The sequence below is a fragment of the Litchfieldia stipae genome, assembly GCF_014837155.1.
Classification (GTDB): Bacteria; Bacillota; Bacilli; order Bacillales; family Bacillaceae_L; genus Litchfieldia.
In genome coordinates, this window is record NZ_JACYHA010000007.1 from 159,931 (window position 1) to 176,763 (window position 16,833).

Sequence of the window (16,833 nt, forward strand, 5' to 3'; positions counted from 1 at the left end):
TATTGGATGTAGCATATAAATGCATTCAACCAAATCAGAGTCGATTCCGCCGAAACAGAGCGATTATCCGACGAAAGAAGAGTATGATTCAACGAACGACCATGCCGTTCTGATAAAAGCAAATTCATTCAACGAACTCAAGGTGGAATCCAACGAAACAGAGCGATAATCCGACGAAAGTGGAGTCGAATTCAACGAAAGGCTCTTGCTGGATGTAGCATATCAATTCATTCAACGGAATCGAAGTGGAATTCAACGAAATCGAAGTGGAATCCAACGAAACAAGGCGATAATCCGACGAAAGTGGAGTCGAATTCAACGAAAGGCTCTTTCTGGATGTAGCATATCAATTCATTCAACGAAATCGAAGTGGAATCCGCCGAAACAGAGCGATAATCCAACGAAAGAAGAGTATGATTCAACGAAAGGCTGGGCCTTTCTGGAGAATATCAATTCATTCAACGAACTCAAGGTGAAAACCAACGAAACAGAGCGATAATCCGACGAAAGTGGAGTCGAATTCAACGAAAGGCTCTTTCTGGATGTAGCATATCAATTCATTCAACGAAATCGAAGTGGAATCCGCCGAAACAGAGCGATTATCCGACGAACAAGCCAATGAATCCCACGAAAATCACATTTAATTCAACGGAATCCCCTTCCCTGCATCCTCACATAAATAAAGAAGATAACCCACAGGTTATCTTCTCCAATCCAAGATTATTTTGTTCCAAACAAACGGTCTCCAGCGTCACCAAGTCCTGGCACGATGTAACCATGGTCATTTAACTTTTCATCTAATGCCGCGATAAAGATGTCCACGTCCGGATGCTCTTGCTTTACCACTTCTACTCCTTCAGGGGCAGCAATTAAGCACATGAATTTAATGTTTTTTGCGCCACGCTTTTTGAGAGAGTTGATGGCCTCAACTGCGGATCCACCTGTTGCAAGCATTGGGTCAACTACGATGAAATCACGCTCTTCTACATCAGAAGGTAACTTCACATAATATTCAACAGGCTGAAGTGTTTCTGGGTCACGATATAATCCAACGTGTCCAACCTTTGCCGCTGGGATTAATTTCAAAATACCATCAACCATTCCTAGACCAGCACGAAGAATTGGGATGATTCCGATCTTCTTCCCTGATAGTACTTTAGATTTTGCTTTCACTACAGGTGTTTCAATTTCTACTTCTTCAAGTGGTAGATCGCGAGTAATTTCAAACGCCATTAAGCTAGCTACTTCATCTACTAATTCTCTGAATTCCTTCGTTCCTGTTGATTTTTCTCTTATGTATGTAAGCTTATGCTGAATTAGTGGGTGATCAAATACGTATACTTTGCCCATTGAGACATCTCTCCTTTTTTATTCACTTCAATAGATTTTACAGAAGTAAAGAGGCTTATTCAAGAGAAAGTCGTGGATATTTGTGTGTTTTTGTTAACAATTGTCGATTTTTCATGAAAAAATAAAGGTTATTTGCGTGTAATGCCGCAGCCTGAATACACTCCGCGTCCGGCGGGGTGTCGAGCCTCCTCGTCGCTTTCGCTCCTGTGGGGTCTCACTCTGGCCACGCATCCCGCAGGAGTCTACGTGTATTCAGTCTGCTAGATAGCTTCTTCAATTGTGAAAAACCAGCATATATAAAAAAGCTAGACTCCAAATCGGATGTCTAGCTCTCTTTTTTTAAAGTTCTTTATATAAAACAAATTTCGCCGTAAGTGCTTCAACACGTGCTGCTGCTTCTTTTAAGCTTGCTTCGCTTTCGTGATTCTTTAGAGTGAATGCGATGATTGATGCAATCTCATCCATGTCCTCTAGTGCGAATCCACGAGATGTGACAGCCGCTGTTCCGATACGGATTCCGCTTGTTACAAATGGGCTTTCAGTATCGAATGGAATTGTGTTTTTATTCACTGTGATGCCAACTTCATCAAGAACATGCTCAGCTACTTTTCCTGTTAAGCCAATTGCCTTCACATCAACTAGTAATAGGTGGTTATCTGTTCCGTCAGACACTAGCTTTAAGCCTTCTTTTTTCAGACCTGCAGCAAGACGCTTTGCATTAGCAATAATATTTCCTGCATATACCTTGAAATCGTCCTGAAGAGCTTCACCAAATGCCACAGCTTTAGCAGCAATGACATGCATTAATGGTCCACCTTGAATGCCAGGGAAAATGGACTTATCAATTTTACGACCGAATTCTTCTTTGCATAAAATCATTCCACCACGTGGTCCACGTAATGTTTTATGAGTGGTCGTTGTAACGAAATCAGCGTATGGTACTGGGTTTGGATGAAGACCTGCAGCAACAAGTCCTGCAATATGAGCCATATCAACCATTAAATATGCGCCAACTTCATCTGCAATTTCACGGAATCGTTTGAAGTCGATTTCGCGTGGATATGCACTAGCACCTGCTACGATTAACTTTGGTTTATGTGTACGAGCTTTTTCAAGAACGTCATCGTAATTAATTGTATGTGTCTCTTCGTCAACCCCGTACTCCACGAAATTATATTGAATTCCACTAAAGTTTACTGGGCTACCGTGAGTTAAATGTCCACCGTGTGATAGATTCATCCCTAACACTGTATCGCCTTGCTCTAAGATGGTGAAATAAACGGCCATGTTTGCTTGTGCACCTGAATGTGGTTGAACATTCACGTATTCTGCTCCGAAGATTTCCTTTGCACGGTCACGAGCAATATCTTCAACTACGTCAACATGCTCACAGCCACCATAATAACGACGACCTGGGTAACCTTCAGCATATTTGTTCGTTAAAACTGAACCTTGAGCTTCCATTACTGCTTCACTTACGAAGTTCTCAGAAGCAATAAGCTCGATTTTCGTTCTTTGTCTCTTTAACTCATCTTGAATTGATCCAAACACTGCTGGATCTTGTTGCGATAAATGTTTCATTGGAATCCCCCTTCACATGTCAAGACTCTAGTATTTTTATAAAAATCAAATCCTCCCTCATTTTATCACTTTCAATTTCGAAGAGAAAGGTATAATTTTTGAAATCCGAAAAATAGTGACTATAGTTATGTTTATTATTCGGTTTTTTCCCAATTCCAGTAATCAAATTCGCCAACCTGTACTCCTCGGAACGTTTCTTCCTCTTTTAGCTTTAATAGTTCCTTCACTGGGCCAGTCACAACTGCACCATATACTTGGAAACCATTTTCCTTTAAATAGCTATGTCGTTCCTCAAGATAACGTAGTCCTAAAAACTGTTCAATATAGGTTTTACTCTCATTCTTAATTAATTCATCCATGTTTTTGAGCATTATTTTTTCAATGTCAGCGATGCTGTCTTCCCTAATCATAACCTCTGAAAAGGCATGATATCCCTCAAGAAGCTCCCTGCCTCGAGAAAGACCGAGCGTTTCAACCGACAAATACGAACCACCCGCAAGTCCGTATCCCACATCTTCAATTTCTTTTAACTCCCCACTATACAAAGGCATCCACAATACATCAAGATCGTATTTTCCTAAAATCTTTAATAGTTCCTCCGGATCATAGTATTGATCGGTTGAAAAAGCTAAATCTGCAACCGTCCCCTCATGCACCTTTTCTAAAGGATCCCATACGTCATCCTGATTTTTAAAATAAAGCTTTTCTCCCGTTTTCGGATGTTCGGGTAGATAGAAGTGAAACCATTGGTTCTCTGTTAGCCGATGATATGTTAATTGCTTACTTGAAAAAGCAGTGAATACTCGCTTACTTATGTCCAATGTTGCCACCGGTTCCTTGTCTTTCCCTATCGTTCGATACAGTGGCAGCGAGATATGCTGTGTGAAAAAGGGTGTGATCTCAGGATCAGGATGCGATAAATACTCACTGTACAATCCCCCTTGCGTCCAGTCAATTGCAAGGTTCATATTAAATTTATGCTTTGACCCAATATCTGTTTGGCTATATCCAATCGTTAAGAACAAAGAATAAATGAAATAAAGTCCTCCGATAATCAATAAAACTCTTACAATCCTAGCAGTCAAAAGAAAGCGATACTTCCACAAGATCTTCTTTTCCTTATCCTTCGACCATTCAGTCATTGAACTCTCTCCTTTCACCTGAAAGCTGTTGCAGCCGTTTTCTCGCTCTATGAAGCGTCACCTTGACCTGCGATTCGGTCAATTCCATCGTTTCCTGAATCTCCTGGTAGGAGAAGTCCGCAAATTCTCTCAAATAAATAATCGTACGATAATTTTCTGGCAATATATCAAGCAACTCTTTTAATTCTCTCTCCGTCTCTCGATTCAATGCTTCTTCAAGTGGCAAACCGTATGGACTATGCATTTCTTCCTTTTCAAAAAAAGGTACCCAGTTCCAGCGCTTCCTTTTACGCCATTCATCTAAATAGGTATTCCGTGCCACCTTATAGAGCCAAGGCCTTACTTCCTCATGCTTATAAAAATGGAGTGAAACCGTGGCTCGAAAAAAGGTTTCCTGCACCAATTCCTCTGCCACAGTGGGAGACCCAGATAAACGGAGGAGATAGTAGTATAAGCTTTCTGCATACCTACGATAGATATCATCCAGCTTCTCATTTCGTTGACCGTTATCCACCCTTGACCTCCCTCTCACTTCTGTCATCTATGAATATAACGATTGTTTTACCTAAATGTTACATGTTCAGAGCCTATCTTTTGTATAAAAATGCTGTTTTCGTATAAATCGTCGCTTACAAAGCCCGCAGTTTGAATACACTCCGCGTCCTATGGGGTGTCTGGTGAGCCTCCCATGGGAGTCTACGTGTATTCAGACTGCTAGATATAATTCTATTGATGCAATGTAACAAACTTAAACTAATATACCCATAAAAAAAGTCCTTCATTTCAAAAATGAAGAACTTGTTATTGTTAACATTGATTATTTTCTTTTTCATCCGTATAAACAGCTCGCGCTCCACCAATCAGCTTCGGTCTAGTCTTAGCCATCGTGACATGCGCTTGTCCGATTTGTTTCACTGTACTTCGGATTGGAACGGCGACGTGCTTGAGATGCATACCAATGAAGGTATCGCCAATATCAATGCCAGCGTCAGCTTTGATAAATTCGACGACGACCGGATGTTTGAAATGGTTGTAGGCGTATGTTGCCATCGCTCCACCAGCTGTACGAACGGGAACAACCGTGACCATCTCTAACCCTTTGGCAATAGCCGTTTCTTTTTCAACAATAAGGGCACGGTTAAGATGCTCACAGCATTGGAATGCAAGACCTACTCCAGACTCTTGTTGAAAAGCTAGAAGCTCGTCAAACATCATTTGTGCCACATCAAGTGTACCAGCGGTTCCGATTTTTTCACCAATGACCTCACTTGTGCTGCACCCGATGACCAGAACCTCATGACTAGTTAATGTCGTTTGTTTTTTCAAATCAGACAGGACCGTCTTTAGCTGTCCTCTCCACTCATTTACTTCTGCTGACATCCTTATCACCTGCCTATTGATTCTGATCCTCGTACTCTTTAATTTTATTGATGCGGGTTGCATGTCTTCCGCCTTGGAATTCAGTTGTTAGCCATACTCTTGCAATTTCACGCGCCAGTCCAGGACCGATGACTCTCTCACCCATCGTTAGTATGTTTGTATCGTTATGCTCGCGCGTTGCCTGAGCACTAAATGTATCATGAACAAGGGCACAGCGAATCCCTCTTACTTTGTTTGCTGCAATACTCATCCCGATGCCTGTTCCGCAAATTAGGATGCCACGATCATACTCGCCTGCTGCCACTTTCTCAGCTACTGGCACAGCATAATCTGGGTAATCAACCGAAGAACTGCACTCACAGCCAAAATCATCAAATTCAATACCCATTTCAGTCATTAAGCTTTTAATTTCTTCTCTTATATTTAATCCACCATGATCTGAAGCAATAGCCACTTTCATCAAAGAAGACCCCCGTTACAAATGATATGTTTACCGTTATCATACCACTTTTTTCACTTGTATGATACGCAGGAAGTCCTTCATGAAGAAATTTATAATCTAAATTGTTCGATCGTTTTCTTAAGTTCTTGTGCTTGGTGGGTAAATTCCTTTGACAACGTGTATATGTGTTCAATTACTTGCACTTGTTCCTCAGTGGAGGCTGCCATTTCCTCTGTTCCAGCCGAGGTTTCTTCAGCAATTGCTGCTACCTCTTGAGATTGAATCGCCGTTTGTTTAATACTGTCCATTTGATGGTCAACTAATTCAGTGATTTGCTTAACTGAATTTGCCACTTCGTGAACAGAGTCTGTCATCGTTTTAATCGCAGCATTTGTGATTTCTCCATTTTTCGCTTCACTATTACCTACTTCTACTTGTTCAGTAATCTGGACCACAACATTGCTGACTTCTGTTTGAATTTCTTCAATTAATGTAGAAATATCCTGTACAGCTTGCGAGCTACCGTCTGCTAATTTACGAACTTCATCAGCAACAACGGCGAAGCCTTTTCCATGTTCACCAGCACGAGCAGCTTCGATTGCCGCATTCAATGCAAGTAAATTGGTTTGCTGAGCGATATCACCAACAAGCGTGATGATGTCATTCACCCTTTGTGCATTCTCATCTAATCGCTTAACAGCTTGGAGGGACACATGACTGCTGTCCACCTGCTTCGTCAATCCTGTAATAAGCGAATCAATGGCACCCTGACTTTCCTTGAGCGACTCAACCATCGCCACAGAGCGGTCCGCGGAGAAATTCGCCTTGTTTTGCACCTCTTCAGCAAGCTTGATCACATGATCGACCGACTCCGCCGTTTCTTGAACAGCGACCGCCGATTGGTCAGCTCCCTTTGAGATACTCTCTATCGTTTGCGAAATAAGCTCTGCCTGATTTGTTGCGTTCTTTGAGGCATCATTCATTTCAGCCACTTTACTCGTTGTTTGTGTTACATTCTCTTCAATATTTGTCACGATCAAACGTAGGCTTGCAAGCATTTGATTAAATGCAACCGCCAATGATCGAACCTCATCCTTTGATTTTGGTAAAATAACATCCTCACCAATATCACCATCTGCCGCTTTTTTCACAGCTGCCTCAAGTCTCTGTAATGGCTTAGTCACGACTCCAGCAGCAAAAAACGCTAATACACCTGACCAAAAAATCCCCGCCACAATCGTTGCAATCGCAAAGGTTGTTTCTGAGACGAAATCCTTCGCAAACTCACTAATCACATACAGAAAAAAAGCACTCGTTGAATATGTAACTATAGCTAAAACAGTTACTAGTAAAACTAATTTCCATCGTAAACCAATGTTTCCCCTTACTTTCTTCAAAGACGTTCTCCCCTAACTATGACATATCACGTTCTAGCTTAACCTTGAGCTTGTCTATTAAATCTGTTAACTCGTGATATGTTTCTTTATATATTTCAAGAGAGCCTCCGAATGGGTCAATCACATCTCCAATTTGTTTTTCCCCAGCATACTCTGTAAGCGTAAACACCTTATGAGAGGCAGCAGGGAAATTGTTTAGAACAAGCTGCTTATGTCCAGCTGTCATCGTTAATACAAGTGATGCCCAATTCATCAACTCTTCTGATAAAGACTGTGATTGATGATGAATCGCAATCCCCTTTTCTGCTAGTACTTGAACCGTATTCAGGGACGCCATACTATAGTTATCGGCATAAACCCCCGCAGATTTAACATTTACCCCTGGTATGTTTTTACTTCTGAAAATCGCCTCCGCCATCGGACTGCGACACGTATTCCCTGTACACACAAACAATAAATTCATTTTATCTCCTCCAACAAACGTCTATATAGAATATATTATTTTATTATAAAACAAATTTTAGATACATTGAGATGAAAAAAAGTGACCTCTCCATTGGACCACTAGAAGGAATTGGTTTTTGTTTCCAGAAATTGTAGGTTATGATACACTTTGGCTAACATCACTTTTAAGGAGGATATGTTGAATGAATAAGTTTGGAACTTTATCCATTCTGACGGCTTTGGTATGTGTTTTAGTGTTTTTTATTTTACGAGGGCCAAACGCGGATCTTTTATTATGTGTTGGAATTCTAGGTTCACTTTCTATTCTTGGTGTCATTTTTGCAATTGTTTCAAAGAGATGGGTTGCAGGAATCATTGGAGTTTTATTAAACGGAACGGTTCTTGTCTTTGTTTTCTTTTTATTTTTAGCTTGGGGGATTGCTGGTTAATTCATCAGTTTCCAAGCTGGAATTAATGAATGGAACTTAAAGAAATAACTCATCGCTATATGTATCACCGTGTAGATCGCAAGTGTCAGCAGATATGTCAGAAACCATTGAGGTACAGCCACATTCAGAAATAAGTACAGCAAAATCATCCCTACTGGGAATGGTACGAATATGATTAACCACATCGGACTTCCAACCGCTTCTGTCAAAGCACCTAGTGCAACAACAGAAAAGCCGATAACGAGCGCTTGCCATAGAGACAATCCATTTTTCAATATTAGACTACCCAGAAAATAAGAAAATCCAGTCAAACATACTGCTAGAATAAAATTAAGAAGATAATTCACTCTCATCCACATCCTTTATCTAGTTCTTTGTATACAATCCCCCTCCAATATTTTAACATTCATTTCCTCTTCACTTTGTTCATTTTTCGTAAAATTTTAAACATTTCACATGAAAAACGAGTATAAAACCTTAGCGATTTTATACTCGTTTGCTTTTACGTTATTTTTTTAAAATGCAAAAATAAGCTTAATGCCAAATGCAAATAAAATACTACCACCTAACGCTTCGCTATACGATCCAAACCAGCCTTGTACACGTTTTCCAAGCAGCAATCCAGCCCATGTTAAAAACATACTCACAATTCCAAACATCAGAATCGTCACAAAGGTTCGCGCCCCATAAATCCCTAAGCTAAGCCCCACGGAAAAGCTGTCCAAACTCACACCCAACGCAAAGATATACAGACCTGCCCCGTGTGGAGTAAGCACCTTTGAATCCCCGTCTTTAAACGAAGAGACAATCATTTGTATTCCAAGGATAAGCAGCAAGATTCCGCCTAGGTATGTCGCAATGGTCCCTAACTGGTCTGATAAAAATCGACCAATCACCATTCCTAGCAGTGGCATCCAAATGTGAAACACACCTATGATAATTCCTATGTAAAAAATCTGTTTCAGTCTAAGCCGCATTAATCCCATGCCAAGCCCAACTGAAAAAGCGTCCATTCCAAGGGCAAATGCCATGATAAATAATGTGATGATTTCACCTAAATACGCTTCGATGTTCATTTTCTACCTCCTCGGACTTGCCTATTTCAACATATGCACAAGCCCTCGGATTTAGAAGAATGAATGTGGAAGAAATTTGTGTGAGGAACATTGAATCGAGTAGATTTGCAGATTAGGTTGGGAATATTCGGACGGGTCCCTTCCCAATTTCGTTGAATTACTTAATATGCTTCAACCAGGAAGGACTCTTCCGTTGAATCATATTCATCTTTCGTTGGATTATCGCCATGATTCGTTGGATTCCTCTCCATTTTCGTTGAATTACTTAATATGCTTTATCCAGGAAGGGCTCTTCCGTTGAATCATACTCATCTTTCGTCGGATTATCGCCCCGGGTCGTTGGATTCCTCCCCATTTTCGTTGAATTACTTAATATGCTTTATCCAGGAAGGCTCTTCCGTTGAATCATACTCATCTTTCGTCTGATTATCGCCCCGGGTCGTTGGATTCCTCCCCATTTTCGTTGAATTACTTAATATGCTTTATCCATGAAGGACTCTTCCGTTGAATCATGCTTCTCTTTCGTCGGATTAGCGTTCTGGTTCGTTGGATTCCTCCCCATTTTCGTTGAATTACTTAATATGCTTCTACCAGGAAGGACTCTTCCGTTGAATCATACTCATCTTTCGTTGGATTATCGCCATGATTCGTTGGATTCCTCTCCATTTTCGTTGAATTAATTGATATGCTCATGCCAGGAAGGCTCTTCCGTTGAATCATACTCATCTTTCGTCGGATTATCGCCCCGGGTCGTTGGATTCCTCCCTATTTTCGTTGAATTACTTAATATGCTTTATCCAGGAAGGACCCTTCCGTTGAATCATACTCATCTTTCGTCGGATTATCGCCCTGGTTCGTTGGATTCCTCCCCATTTTCGTTGAATTACTTAATATGCTTTATCCAGGAAGGCTCTTCCGTTGAATCATGCTTCTCTTTCGTCGGATTAGCGCCATGATTCGTTGGATTCCTCTCCATTTTCGTTGAATTAATTAATATGCTCGTGCCAGGAAGGCTCTTCCGTTGAATCATGCTTCTCTTTCGTCGGATTAGCGTTCTGGTTCGTTGGATTCCTCCCTATTTTCGTTGAATTAATTAATATGCTTCAGCCAGGAAGGCTCTTCCGTTGAATCATGCTTCTCTTTCGTCGGATTATCGCCCCGGTCCGTTGGATTCCTCCCCATTTTCGTTGAATTAATTAATATGCTTCACCCAGGAAGGCTCTTCCGTTGAATCATACTCATCTTTCGTCGGATTATCGCCCCGGTCCGTTGGATTCCCCCCTATTTTCGTTGAATTACTCAATATGCTTTATCCATCAAGCCACTCACATCGAACTCTTCCTCAACATTCCAAACAGTATTCATAATATCGTCACTTTTAAATAAAGGAAATACACTAAACCTTCTTGAATAATAACCAAGAAAAGGAGTGAAATAATGATTATTAAAGAACGCAGCTTTCCATTAGAGATCGAGTGTCTGGAGGCACTTTTGAAACGAATCGACATTAGACATGTGAAGAGAAAAGAAATCACTGATCAGCTTGCAAAATATGTTTCAGGTTATAAAGGCGAACAATCTTTAGACTATTATCTTGCTTTGCTGCCAGAAGACTACCTCATTATTCATCACCTTCGTTTGAAGTTTAAAGAATACTACTTTCAGATTGACACGCTTATTCTTACACCTTTTTTCTTTATCATTGCCGAGGTAAAAAACCTTTCCGGGAAACTACATTTTGATCATATCCATCATCAATTAATTCGTACCGCTAATCAAAATGAAGAGATCTTTCAGGATCCACTATTGCAAGCTAAACGCCAAAGACACCAACTGGTTGAGTGGCTCAAGCAATATAATATAAAAAAACAAATTCCCATTGAACCAATCGTCGTGATCACCCACCAATCCGCCCATATCCACGCAGACCCTTCCGTTGCCAAAAACATCATTAAAAACACCTATCTCATTGAAAAAGTGAAAGATTTGCAATCCACTTTTAAAGAACCTATATTCACAAAAAAGGAACTACAACACATAGCAAAACTGCTGGTCAAACATCATTCTCCAAAAGAACTCAATTTACTAGAATCATATCATTTATTAGAGTCCGAGCTTTTGACAGGTGTTCATTGTCCACAATGCAATAAAATTCCGATGGAACATCATCGTGGGAATTGGACCTGTCTACACTGTGGCTATCAATCTAAAGAAGCACATTTGGGAACCATCCGCGAGCTTTTACTTTTAACAAATCAAAAGACATTAACTAATCAACAATTACGCAAAATGTTAAATCTTACTTCTGCCTCCATTTCAAGAAACTATCTCAAATCCATGTCCTTGACATCTGGCGGTTCAACCAGAAATCGCGTCTACTTTTATGAGCTAACGTAAAAACCCCAAGTCCTCAAAAGAGAACTCAGGGCATCGGTTAATTTTATTCTATAATCACCTGATGACCAGCTGCTTTCAGAAGTCGATTCATAATGGCTTGTCCAATCCCGTCTTCTGGGAAAGCCTCACTATAAATCAGATCAACACCTGCTTCATCAAACTTCCTTAATGTATCATACAGTTGATTTGCGACAGTTTCGAGGTCGCTCAAGCTTCCACAAGTGAGAATGAGATCTGCATCATACTTGTCCTGATTTTCACTCGTCGTCATGACCCCAACTTTTCTCCCGAGCTGCCTTTGGGAAGAAACGAGCTCTTGGATAAATTCGCTGTTTCCTTTCACAATGGAAAGGGGAGCATTCGGTGCGTAGTGTGTATATTTCATCCCCGGTGATTTCGGCGCTTCATCTTCTTTTAATAACGCTTTATCCACATCCACTTGTCCACAAACTTCTTCAAGTTGCTCCTTCGTTACCCCACCTGGACGTAAAATAACTGGGATATCCCCAGTGCAATCCAGAACTGTGGATTCCAACCCAACACCTGTTGGACCACCATCAATGATTCCAGCGATTTTTCCATTCAGATCATGTTGAACATGCCTTGCTAGGGTCGGACTTGGTTTCCCAGATGTATTCGCACTTGGCGCAGCAATTGGCAGACCACTTTTCTTGATCAACGCTAGAGCAATCGGATGGTCTGGCATCCTCACTGCCACTGTTGATAACTCTGCAGTCACTTTATTCGACAAGGTTTGTCCGTGATTTTTTTTATCCAAAATTAGTGTTAGTGGTCCTGGCCAGAATTTTTCGACTAGTTTATCCACAACACTGGGGATAACTTCCACTATGTCATGTAACTGTTTTTTTTCAGAAATATGTACAATCAAAGGATTATCGCTTGGACGTCCTTTTGCTTCAAAAATCTTATTTACCGCTATGTTTGAGGTTGCGTTTGCACCAAGTCCATATACCGTCTCCGTTGGGAATGCAATGACCTGATTTTCACGCAATAACTTAGCAGCATCTTCTATCTGTGGATAAATGGTATCAATATCACCAACATTATCCACAATCCACAATTTTGTTTCCATTAGAAAAAGCAACTCCTACTTCTCGACATTTACAGGTAAAATCACCTATAATTCGCGTGTTTGACCACAAAGAAAGTATAGTAAACATCCAATAACAAAACAAGCTTTATCCACAAATTGTGGATAAAACTTGCAATAAAGTGGATAACTTTGTGGATATACCCATATTTTTCATTCATTTATTATTCTTTCTCTATCTTTTCCACATCTTATTAAGATTTTCCCAATTCACTTATTTAATTCAACGTCGTCTTCATATAAATCGCATTTTCTGCTTTAGCTACATTCTTCATGTGTTCAGCGTTCAGGATTGACTCTGAGATTTGTTCTTTTTCAATCTCAGAGAAGCCAAGCATGGTAAAGAATACAACCGAAGCCTCACGATTTGTGACTAAGTATAAGTCGCGCATCTCTTTATGCTGTGCTAATGAAATCGCGCTTTTAAACAGCGTTAAAATTTGTGTTTGTTCAATGCTTGATGTCACCACGAGTGATCGAAGCAAGCCATCGGTTTCCACTCGTTCAATCCCAAGTGTTGCTCGCACAGAACCAAACTCATCCTCCATGATGATAAAATGATCAATCATTGAATCGACGCCAGCTGAACTGACTTCTGATTTATCTAAAAATGCTTTAACTGCTTCAATATCTTTTTCAGTTGCAATACGAATTTTTTCTCCCATTTCATCCACCTCATTTACTAGATTCAGTATTACCTATCTCTAATCTATGAGGTGATGTGAAAAATAGAACTTTTTAATAGAATTTAACTAAATAAGGATGTAAAAAATTCGACGATGAAAAATTTAACCTCTGGTTCTTCCTTTTCCTTCACTTCTTCAACTGGCTCTTCTTCTGTTTCTAGCTCAGCTTCTGACGCATCGACGGCTTCACCATTTGAGAAATCTAGGAAGCAAAGCGGTGGAAATAAGACGCACCACCAATTGGCACCATTACCTTCGCCTAATGTGATAAGAATCGCTTCGTACTGACCTGCCGGGTATAAAAACTTACCATACAGCTTAGTCGGAAAATCAACATTTCCAAACTCAACCTTGTAATCCTGCATGCTATTTTCACGCTTTAGTACTTCTTCAACAATCACTTCGATTTCATCTAAACGATTTTTAATCTCAGCTCTAGCATCGTCGATTGATGTTAACTCTTGTACCCAAAGCGTAATCTCTTTATTTACTTCATCACGAATCTTTCTTTTTAACTCTTGATCCTTGTCTGAATCACTATTTGCTAGAATTCGTAATCTGATCGCTTCATCTGGAATGACAAGCGGATCCTGCCCTTGTGCTGCTGGCTCGCTCGCCAACAACCCTGCATTTGCACCAATTAACATTAATACTATGTAAATAATAATCATTGTTTGTTTTTTCATTTTCTAGCACCGTCCCCTCTGTCAAACAGTGTGGACAGATTTTCTAAATCTTAAACTAGCAAAATGAAAAAAATCTAGTAAACTTCTAAAACATTGTGCCAGGCACCCTAATCGGGACATTTTCCGTCCCGCATTCGGTGCCTGGCACCAAGACTTAAAACCCTATTTCAGCAAACACCATTCGGTCTTTCCCGTTAATATCATTAACTACTTCGACGAGAGCATTCGTAAAAGTTTCACGAAGCATCGATACGACAGCTTCTCCTTGTCCAACACCAACTTCAAACGCAACAATACCTCGTTCCTTTAAGACTTGTGGAATTTCTACCATGAAGCGACGGTAAAAGTCGAGGCCATCTACACCCCCTACTAATGCTCGCTCAGGCTCGTGGTCCTTCACCACCGTTGATAGAGTCAGCATGTCCGCTTCTGGAATATAGGGAGGGTTAGACACTACAACATCCACCTTCACTCCTTGCTCGATCAAGGGCAACAGCAAATCTCCATGCAAAAATGTAACCTTGGATCCCAGCTGCTCTGCATTTTTTCTAGCAACATCAATCGATTCCTCGGCAATATCGACGGTATATACATTTGCCCCTGAGTGTTCAAGCGCTAACGAAATGGCAATCGCGCCACTCCCCGTTCCAACATCCACTAGATCGACCTCTTTGAGCTGGTGTTTCTTCATTCTATTGAGGACGCCCAATACCAATTCTTCCGTTTCAGGTCTTGGGATTAGAACTTCTTCGTTCACCAAAAATGGTCTTCCATAAAACTCTTCAAAGCCAATTAAATATTGTAATGGATACCCTTTAGCGATTCGTTCGATTCCTTCGATAAAAACTTGAATCACCTCGGGCGCTAGCTCCTCACGTAGTTCTGCTAAGAGCTTAGAACGATCCATCTTTAGTAAAAATTGTAGCAATAGCTCTCCCGCATTTTCATCTCGACCATGTTCCCGTAAAAAAGAAGAAGCCCAGTTGAGGGCTTCGTACACTTTTTTAAATGACATTACTCGGCTTGCTCCATCTTCAAGGCTTGATCTTCCATGATTAATGCGTCAATCACTTCATCAAGCTTACCCGTTAAAATTTGGTCGAGTTTTTGAATGGTTAAGCCAATACGGTGGTCTGTTACACGGTTTTGTGGGAAATTGTACGTACGGATACGCTCTGAACGGTCTCCTGTACCTACCGCTTGCTTACGATTTTGATCGTATTCAGCTTGTGCTTCACGTTGAAACTTATCGTATACACGCGCACGTAATACTTTCATCGCCTTTTCTTTGTTCTTAATTTGAGATTTTTCATCCTGACAAGATACAACAACACCAGTTGGTAAGTGAGTTAAACGAACCGCTGACATCGTCGTATTAACACTCTGTCCACCAGGACCACTTGATGCAAATGTATCAACACGGATATCTTTATCATGAATATCGACTTCAACTTCCTCTGCCTCCGGTAAAACAGCGACAGTTGCCGTTGACGTATGAATACGTCCACCTGATTCCGTTTCAGGTACACGTTGAACACGGTGTGCTCCATTTTCAAATTTCAGCTTTGAAAATGCACCTTTGCCGTTAATCATGAAGATAATTTCTTTATATCCACCAACACCTGTTGAGTTAGCTTCCATGACTTCTGTCTTCCAGCCCTGAACCTCAGCAAAACGGCTGTACATGCGATATAAATCACCAGCAAATAAAGCTGCTTCGTCTCCACCTGCTGCTCCACGGATCTCCATGATTACGTTCTTGTCATCATTAGGATCTTTTGGAAGTAAAAGAATTCTTAGACGCTCTTGAAGTTCTGTTTGACGATCTTCTAGTTCACCAATTTCTTCTTTTACCATCTCACGCATCTCAGAATCAAGTTTGTCATCAAGCATCGCTTTCGCATCATCAAGCTGCTCTTTCACTTCTTTGTATTCTCTATATGCTTCAACAGTCTCTTGTATATCTGATTGTTCTTTTGAATAATCACGTAATTTCGATGTATCATTTACGATATCAGGATCGCTTAATAATTCATTTAATTTTTCATAACGTGCTTCTACAGCTTCCAAACGGTCAAACACATCATTCACCTCTATTTTAGTCCATAACATTCTAAGTATAGTATAGGTTATGTAGAGCGTCAAAGCAAATTCACCAATTTTTTAAAAAAGAAAGCTGTCTATTGATGAGTTCAATGAAAGAGGGTAAGAATCCAACGGAAGTGATGTATGATTCAACGGAAGTGAACTTCCTGGATGTAGCTTATCAATTTATTCAACCAAATCATGGCGGCATCCAACGAAAGTGATGCTTGTTTCAACGGAAGGGGCCTTCCTGATTGTAGCTTATCAATTTATTCAACGAATTCATGGTGGAATCCAACGAACTTGTGCCTTAATCCAACGAAAGTGAGGCTTGATTCAACGGAAGGGCCTTCCTGGCTGTAACATATCAATTTATTCAACGAAATCATGGGGGAATCCAACGAACTTGTGCCTTAATCCAACGAAAGATATGCTTGATTCAACGGAAGGGGCCTTCCTGGCTGAAGCAAATCAAGTAATTCAACCAAATCATGGCGGAATCCAACGAACTTGTGCCTTAATCCAACGAAAGATATGCTTGATTCAACGGAAGGGGCCTTCCTGGCTGAAGCAAATCAAGTAATTCAACCAAATCATGGCGGAATCC

The 16,833-nt window shown here is 40.6% G+C and carries 19 protein-coding genes; 4 read left to right on the plus strand and 15 right to left on the minus strand.

Annotated elements, in window-relative coordinates:
- Nucleotides 1–205 precede the first annotated feature (205 nt).
- Nucleotides 206–499, plus strand: coding sequence for a hypothetical protein (locus F7888_RS10975; protein WP_191779376.1), 294 nt, complete (start codon nucleotides 206–208; stop codon nucleotides 497–499).
- A 221-nt stretch (nucleotides 500–720) separates the two neighbouring features.
- On the opposite strand, the gene upp is transcribed toward F7888_RS10975, so the two are convergent.
- The 8 genes from upp to F7888_RS11015 form a co-directional block, all read right to left on the minus strand.
- The gene (gene upp / locus F7888_RS10980) at nucleotides 721–1,350 is read right to left on the minus strand and encodes a uracil phosphoribosyltransferase (protein WP_191779378.1); all 630 of its coding nucleotides are present in this window, start codon (nucleotides 1,348–1,350) and stop codon (nucleotides 721–723) included.
- A gap of 339 nt (nucleotides 1,351–1,689) precedes the next feature.
- Entirely contained in the window at nucleotides 1,690–2,931 is a 1,242-nt protein-coding gene (gene glyA, locus F7888_RS10985) for a serine hydroxymethyltransferase (RefSeq protein ID WP_191779381.1), read from the minus strand.
- A 134-nt stretch (nucleotides 2,932–3,065) separates the two neighbouring features.
- Complete coding sequence (locus F7888_RS10990; protein ID WP_191779383.1) at nucleotides 3,066–4,073, minus strand: anti sigma factor C-terminal domain-containing protein; 1,008 nt, start codon at nucleotides 4,071–4,073, stop codon at nucleotides 3,066–3,068.
- Nucleotides 4,066–4,587 carry a sigma-70 family RNA polymerase sigma factor gene (locus F7888_RS10995; RefSeq protein ID WP_318246265.1) on the minus strand — a complete coding sequence of 174 codons (522 nt, stop codon included), beginning with the start codon at nucleotides 4,585–4,587 and terminating at the stop codon, nucleotides 4,066–4,068. Before F7888_RS10995 ends, F7888_RS10990 begins: the two co-directional genes overlap by 8 nt.
- Nucleotides 4,588–4,880: 293 nt before the next feature.
- Entirely contained in the window at nucleotides 4,881–5,453 is a 573-nt protein-coding gene (locus tag F7888_RS11000; RefSeq protein ID WP_191779387.1) for a TIGR01440 family protein, read from the minus strand.
- A gap of 13 nt (nucleotides 5,454–5,466) precedes the next feature.
- Entirely contained in the window at nucleotides 5,467–5,913 is a 447-nt protein-coding gene (gene rpiB / locus F7888_RS11005) for a ribose 5-phosphate isomerase B (protein WP_191779389.1), read from the minus strand.
- Between the two features lie 92 nt (nucleotides 5,914–6,005).
- The gene (locus tag F7888_RS11010; RefSeq protein WP_191779391.1) at nucleotides 6,006–7,292 is read right to left on the minus strand and encodes a methyl-accepting chemotaxis protein; all 1,287 of its coding nucleotides are present in this window, start codon (nucleotides 7,290–7,292) and stop codon (nucleotides 6,006–6,008) included.
- Nucleotides 7,293–7,308: 16 nt separating this feature from the next.
- Nucleotides 7,309–7,755 carry a low molecular weight protein arginine phosphatase gene (locus tag F7888_RS11015; RefSeq protein ID WP_191779393.1) on the minus strand — a complete coding sequence of 149 codons (447 nt, stop codon included), beginning with the start codon at nucleotides 7,753–7,755 and terminating at the stop codon, nucleotides 7,309–7,311.
- 184 nt (nucleotides 7,756–7,939) lie between these two features.
- Between F7888_RS11015 and F7888_RS11020 the strand changes: the two genes are divergently transcribed.
- Nucleotides 7,940–8,185: a hypothetical protein gene (locus F7888_RS11020; protein ID WP_191779395.1), complete on the plus strand. Its 246-nt coding sequence runs from the start codon at nucleotides 7,940–7,942 to the stop codon at nucleotides 8,183–8,185.
- On the opposite strand, the gene F7888_RS11025 is transcribed toward F7888_RS11020, so the two are convergent.
- Nucleotides 8,182–8,532: a hypothetical protein gene (locus tag F7888_RS11025; RefSeq protein ID WP_191779397.1), complete on the minus strand. Its 351-nt coding sequence runs from the start codon at nucleotides 8,530–8,532 to the stop codon at nucleotides 8,182–8,184. The genes F7888_RS11020 and F7888_RS11025 overlap by 4 nt on opposite strands.
- A gap of 168 nt (nucleotides 8,533–8,700) precedes the next feature.
- A complete protein-coding gene (locus tag F7888_RS11030) occupies nucleotides 8,701–9,261 on the minus strand; it encodes a manganese efflux pump MntP (RefSeq protein ID WP_191779399.1) in 561 nt (186 codons plus the stop codon).
- Between the two features lie 1,437 nt (nucleotides 9,262–10,698).
- Here F7888_RS11030 and F7888_RS11035 point away from each other — a divergent pair.
- Entirely contained in the window at nucleotides 10,699–11,658 is a 960-nt protein-coding gene (locus F7888_RS11035; protein ID WP_191779400.1) for a nuclease-related domain-containing protein, read from the plus strand.
- A 43-nt stretch (nucleotides 11,659–11,701) separates the two neighbouring features.
- On the opposite strand, the gene F7888_RS11040 is transcribed toward F7888_RS11035, so the two are convergent.
- The 5 genes from F7888_RS11040 to prfA form a co-directional block, all read right to left on the minus strand.
- Nucleotides 11,702–12,751: an L-threonylcarbamoyladenylate synthase gene (locus tag F7888_RS11040; protein ID WP_191779402.1), complete on the minus strand. Its 1,050-nt coding sequence runs from the start codon at nucleotides 12,749–12,751 to the stop codon at nucleotides 11,702–11,704.
- A 236-nt stretch (nucleotides 12,752–12,987) separates the two neighbouring features.
- Nucleotides 12,988–13,434, minus strand: a complete 447-nt coding sequence (locus tag F7888_RS11045; RefSeq protein ID WP_191779404.1) for a GNAT family N-acetyltransferase — start codon at nucleotides 13,432–13,434, stop codon at nucleotides 12,988–12,990.
- A gap of 83 nt (nucleotides 13,435–13,517) precedes the next feature.
- The gene (gene spoIIR / locus F7888_RS11050) at nucleotides 13,518–14,141 is read right to left on the minus strand and encodes a stage II sporulation protein R (protein ID WP_191779406.1); all 624 of its coding nucleotides are present in this window, start codon (nucleotides 14,139–14,141) and stop codon (nucleotides 13,518–13,520) included.
- A gap of 154 nt (nucleotides 14,142–14,295) precedes the next feature.
- Entirely contained in the window at nucleotides 14,296–15,156 is an 861-nt protein-coding gene (gene prmC / locus F7888_RS11055) for a peptide chain release factor N(5)-glutamine methyltransferase (RefSeq protein ID WP_191779408.1), read from the minus strand.
- Nucleotides 15,156–16,223 carry a peptide chain release factor 1 gene (gene prfA, locus F7888_RS11060; protein ID WP_191779410.1) on the minus strand — a complete coding sequence of 356 codons (1,068 nt, stop codon included), beginning with the start codon at nucleotides 16,221–16,223 and terminating at the stop codon, nucleotides 15,156–15,158. The genes prmC and prfA overlap by 1 nt, the downstream gene beginning before the upstream one ends.
- A 104-nt stretch (nucleotides 16,224–16,327) precedes the next feature.
- Between prfA and F7888_RS22830 the strand changes: the two genes are divergently transcribed.
- Entirely contained in the window at nucleotides 16,328–16,450 is a 123-nt protein-coding gene (locus F7888_RS22830) for a hypothetical protein (RefSeq protein WP_263601191.1), read from the plus strand.
- Nucleotides 16,451–16,833: the final 383 nt, after the last annotated feature.

Excerpts from the sequence above, each read along its gene's own strand:
- upp (WP_191779378.1), bottom strand. The coding sequence starts at position 1,350 with ATGGGCAAAGTATACGTATTTGATCACCCACTAATTCAGCATAAGCTT.
- glyA (WP_191779381.1), bottom strand. The coding sequence starts at position 2,931 with ATGAAACATTTATCGCAACAAGATCCAGCAGTGTTTGGATCAATTCAA.
- F7888_RS10990 (WP_191779383.1), bottom strand. The coding sequence starts at position 4,073 with ATGACTGAATGGTCGAAGGATAAGGAAAAGAAGATCTTGTGGAAGTAT.
- F7888_RS11000 (WP_191779387.1), bottom strand. The coding sequence starts at position 5,453 with ATGTCAGCAGAAGTAAATGAGTGGAGAGGACAGCTAAAGACGGTCCTG.
- rpiB (WP_191779389.1), bottom strand. The coding sequence starts at position 5,913 with ATGAAAGTGGCTATTGCTTCAGATCATGGTGGATTAAATATAAGAGAA.
- F7888_RS11015 (WP_191779393.1), bottom strand. The coding sequence starts at position 7,755 with ATGAATTTATTGTTTGTGTGTACAGGGAATACGTGTCGCAGTCCGATG.
- F7888_RS11020 (WP_191779395.1), top strand. The coding sequence starts at position 7,940 with ATGAATAAGTTTGGAACTTTATCCATTCTGACGGCTTTGGTATGTGTT.
- F7888_RS11030 (WP_191779399.1), bottom strand. The coding sequence starts at position 9,261 with ATGAACATCGAAGCGTATTTAGGTGAAATCATCACATTATTTATCATG.
- F7888_RS11035 (WP_191779400.1), top strand. The coding sequence starts at position 10,699 with ATGATTATTAAAGAACGCAGCTTTCCATTAGAGATCGAGTGTCTGGAG.
- F7888_RS11040 (WP_191779402.1), bottom strand. The coding sequence starts at position 12,751 with ATGGAAACAAAATTGTGGATTGTGGATAATGTTGGTGATATTGATACC.
- F7888_RS11045 (WP_191779404.1), bottom strand. The coding sequence starts at position 13,434 with ATGGGAGAAAAAATTCGTATTGCAACTGAAAAAGATATTGAAGCAGTT.
- spoIIR (WP_191779406.1), bottom strand. The coding sequence starts at position 14,141 with ATGAAAAAACAAACAATGATTATTATTTACATAGTATTAATGTTAATT.
- prmC (WP_191779408.1), bottom strand. The coding sequence starts at position 15,156 with ATGTCATTTAAAAAAGTGTACGAAGCCCTCAACTGGGCTTCTTCTTTT.
- F7888_RS22830 (WP_263601191.1), top strand. The coding sequence starts at position 16,328 with ATGAGTTCAATGAAAGAGGGTAAGAATCCAACGGAAGTGATGTATGAT.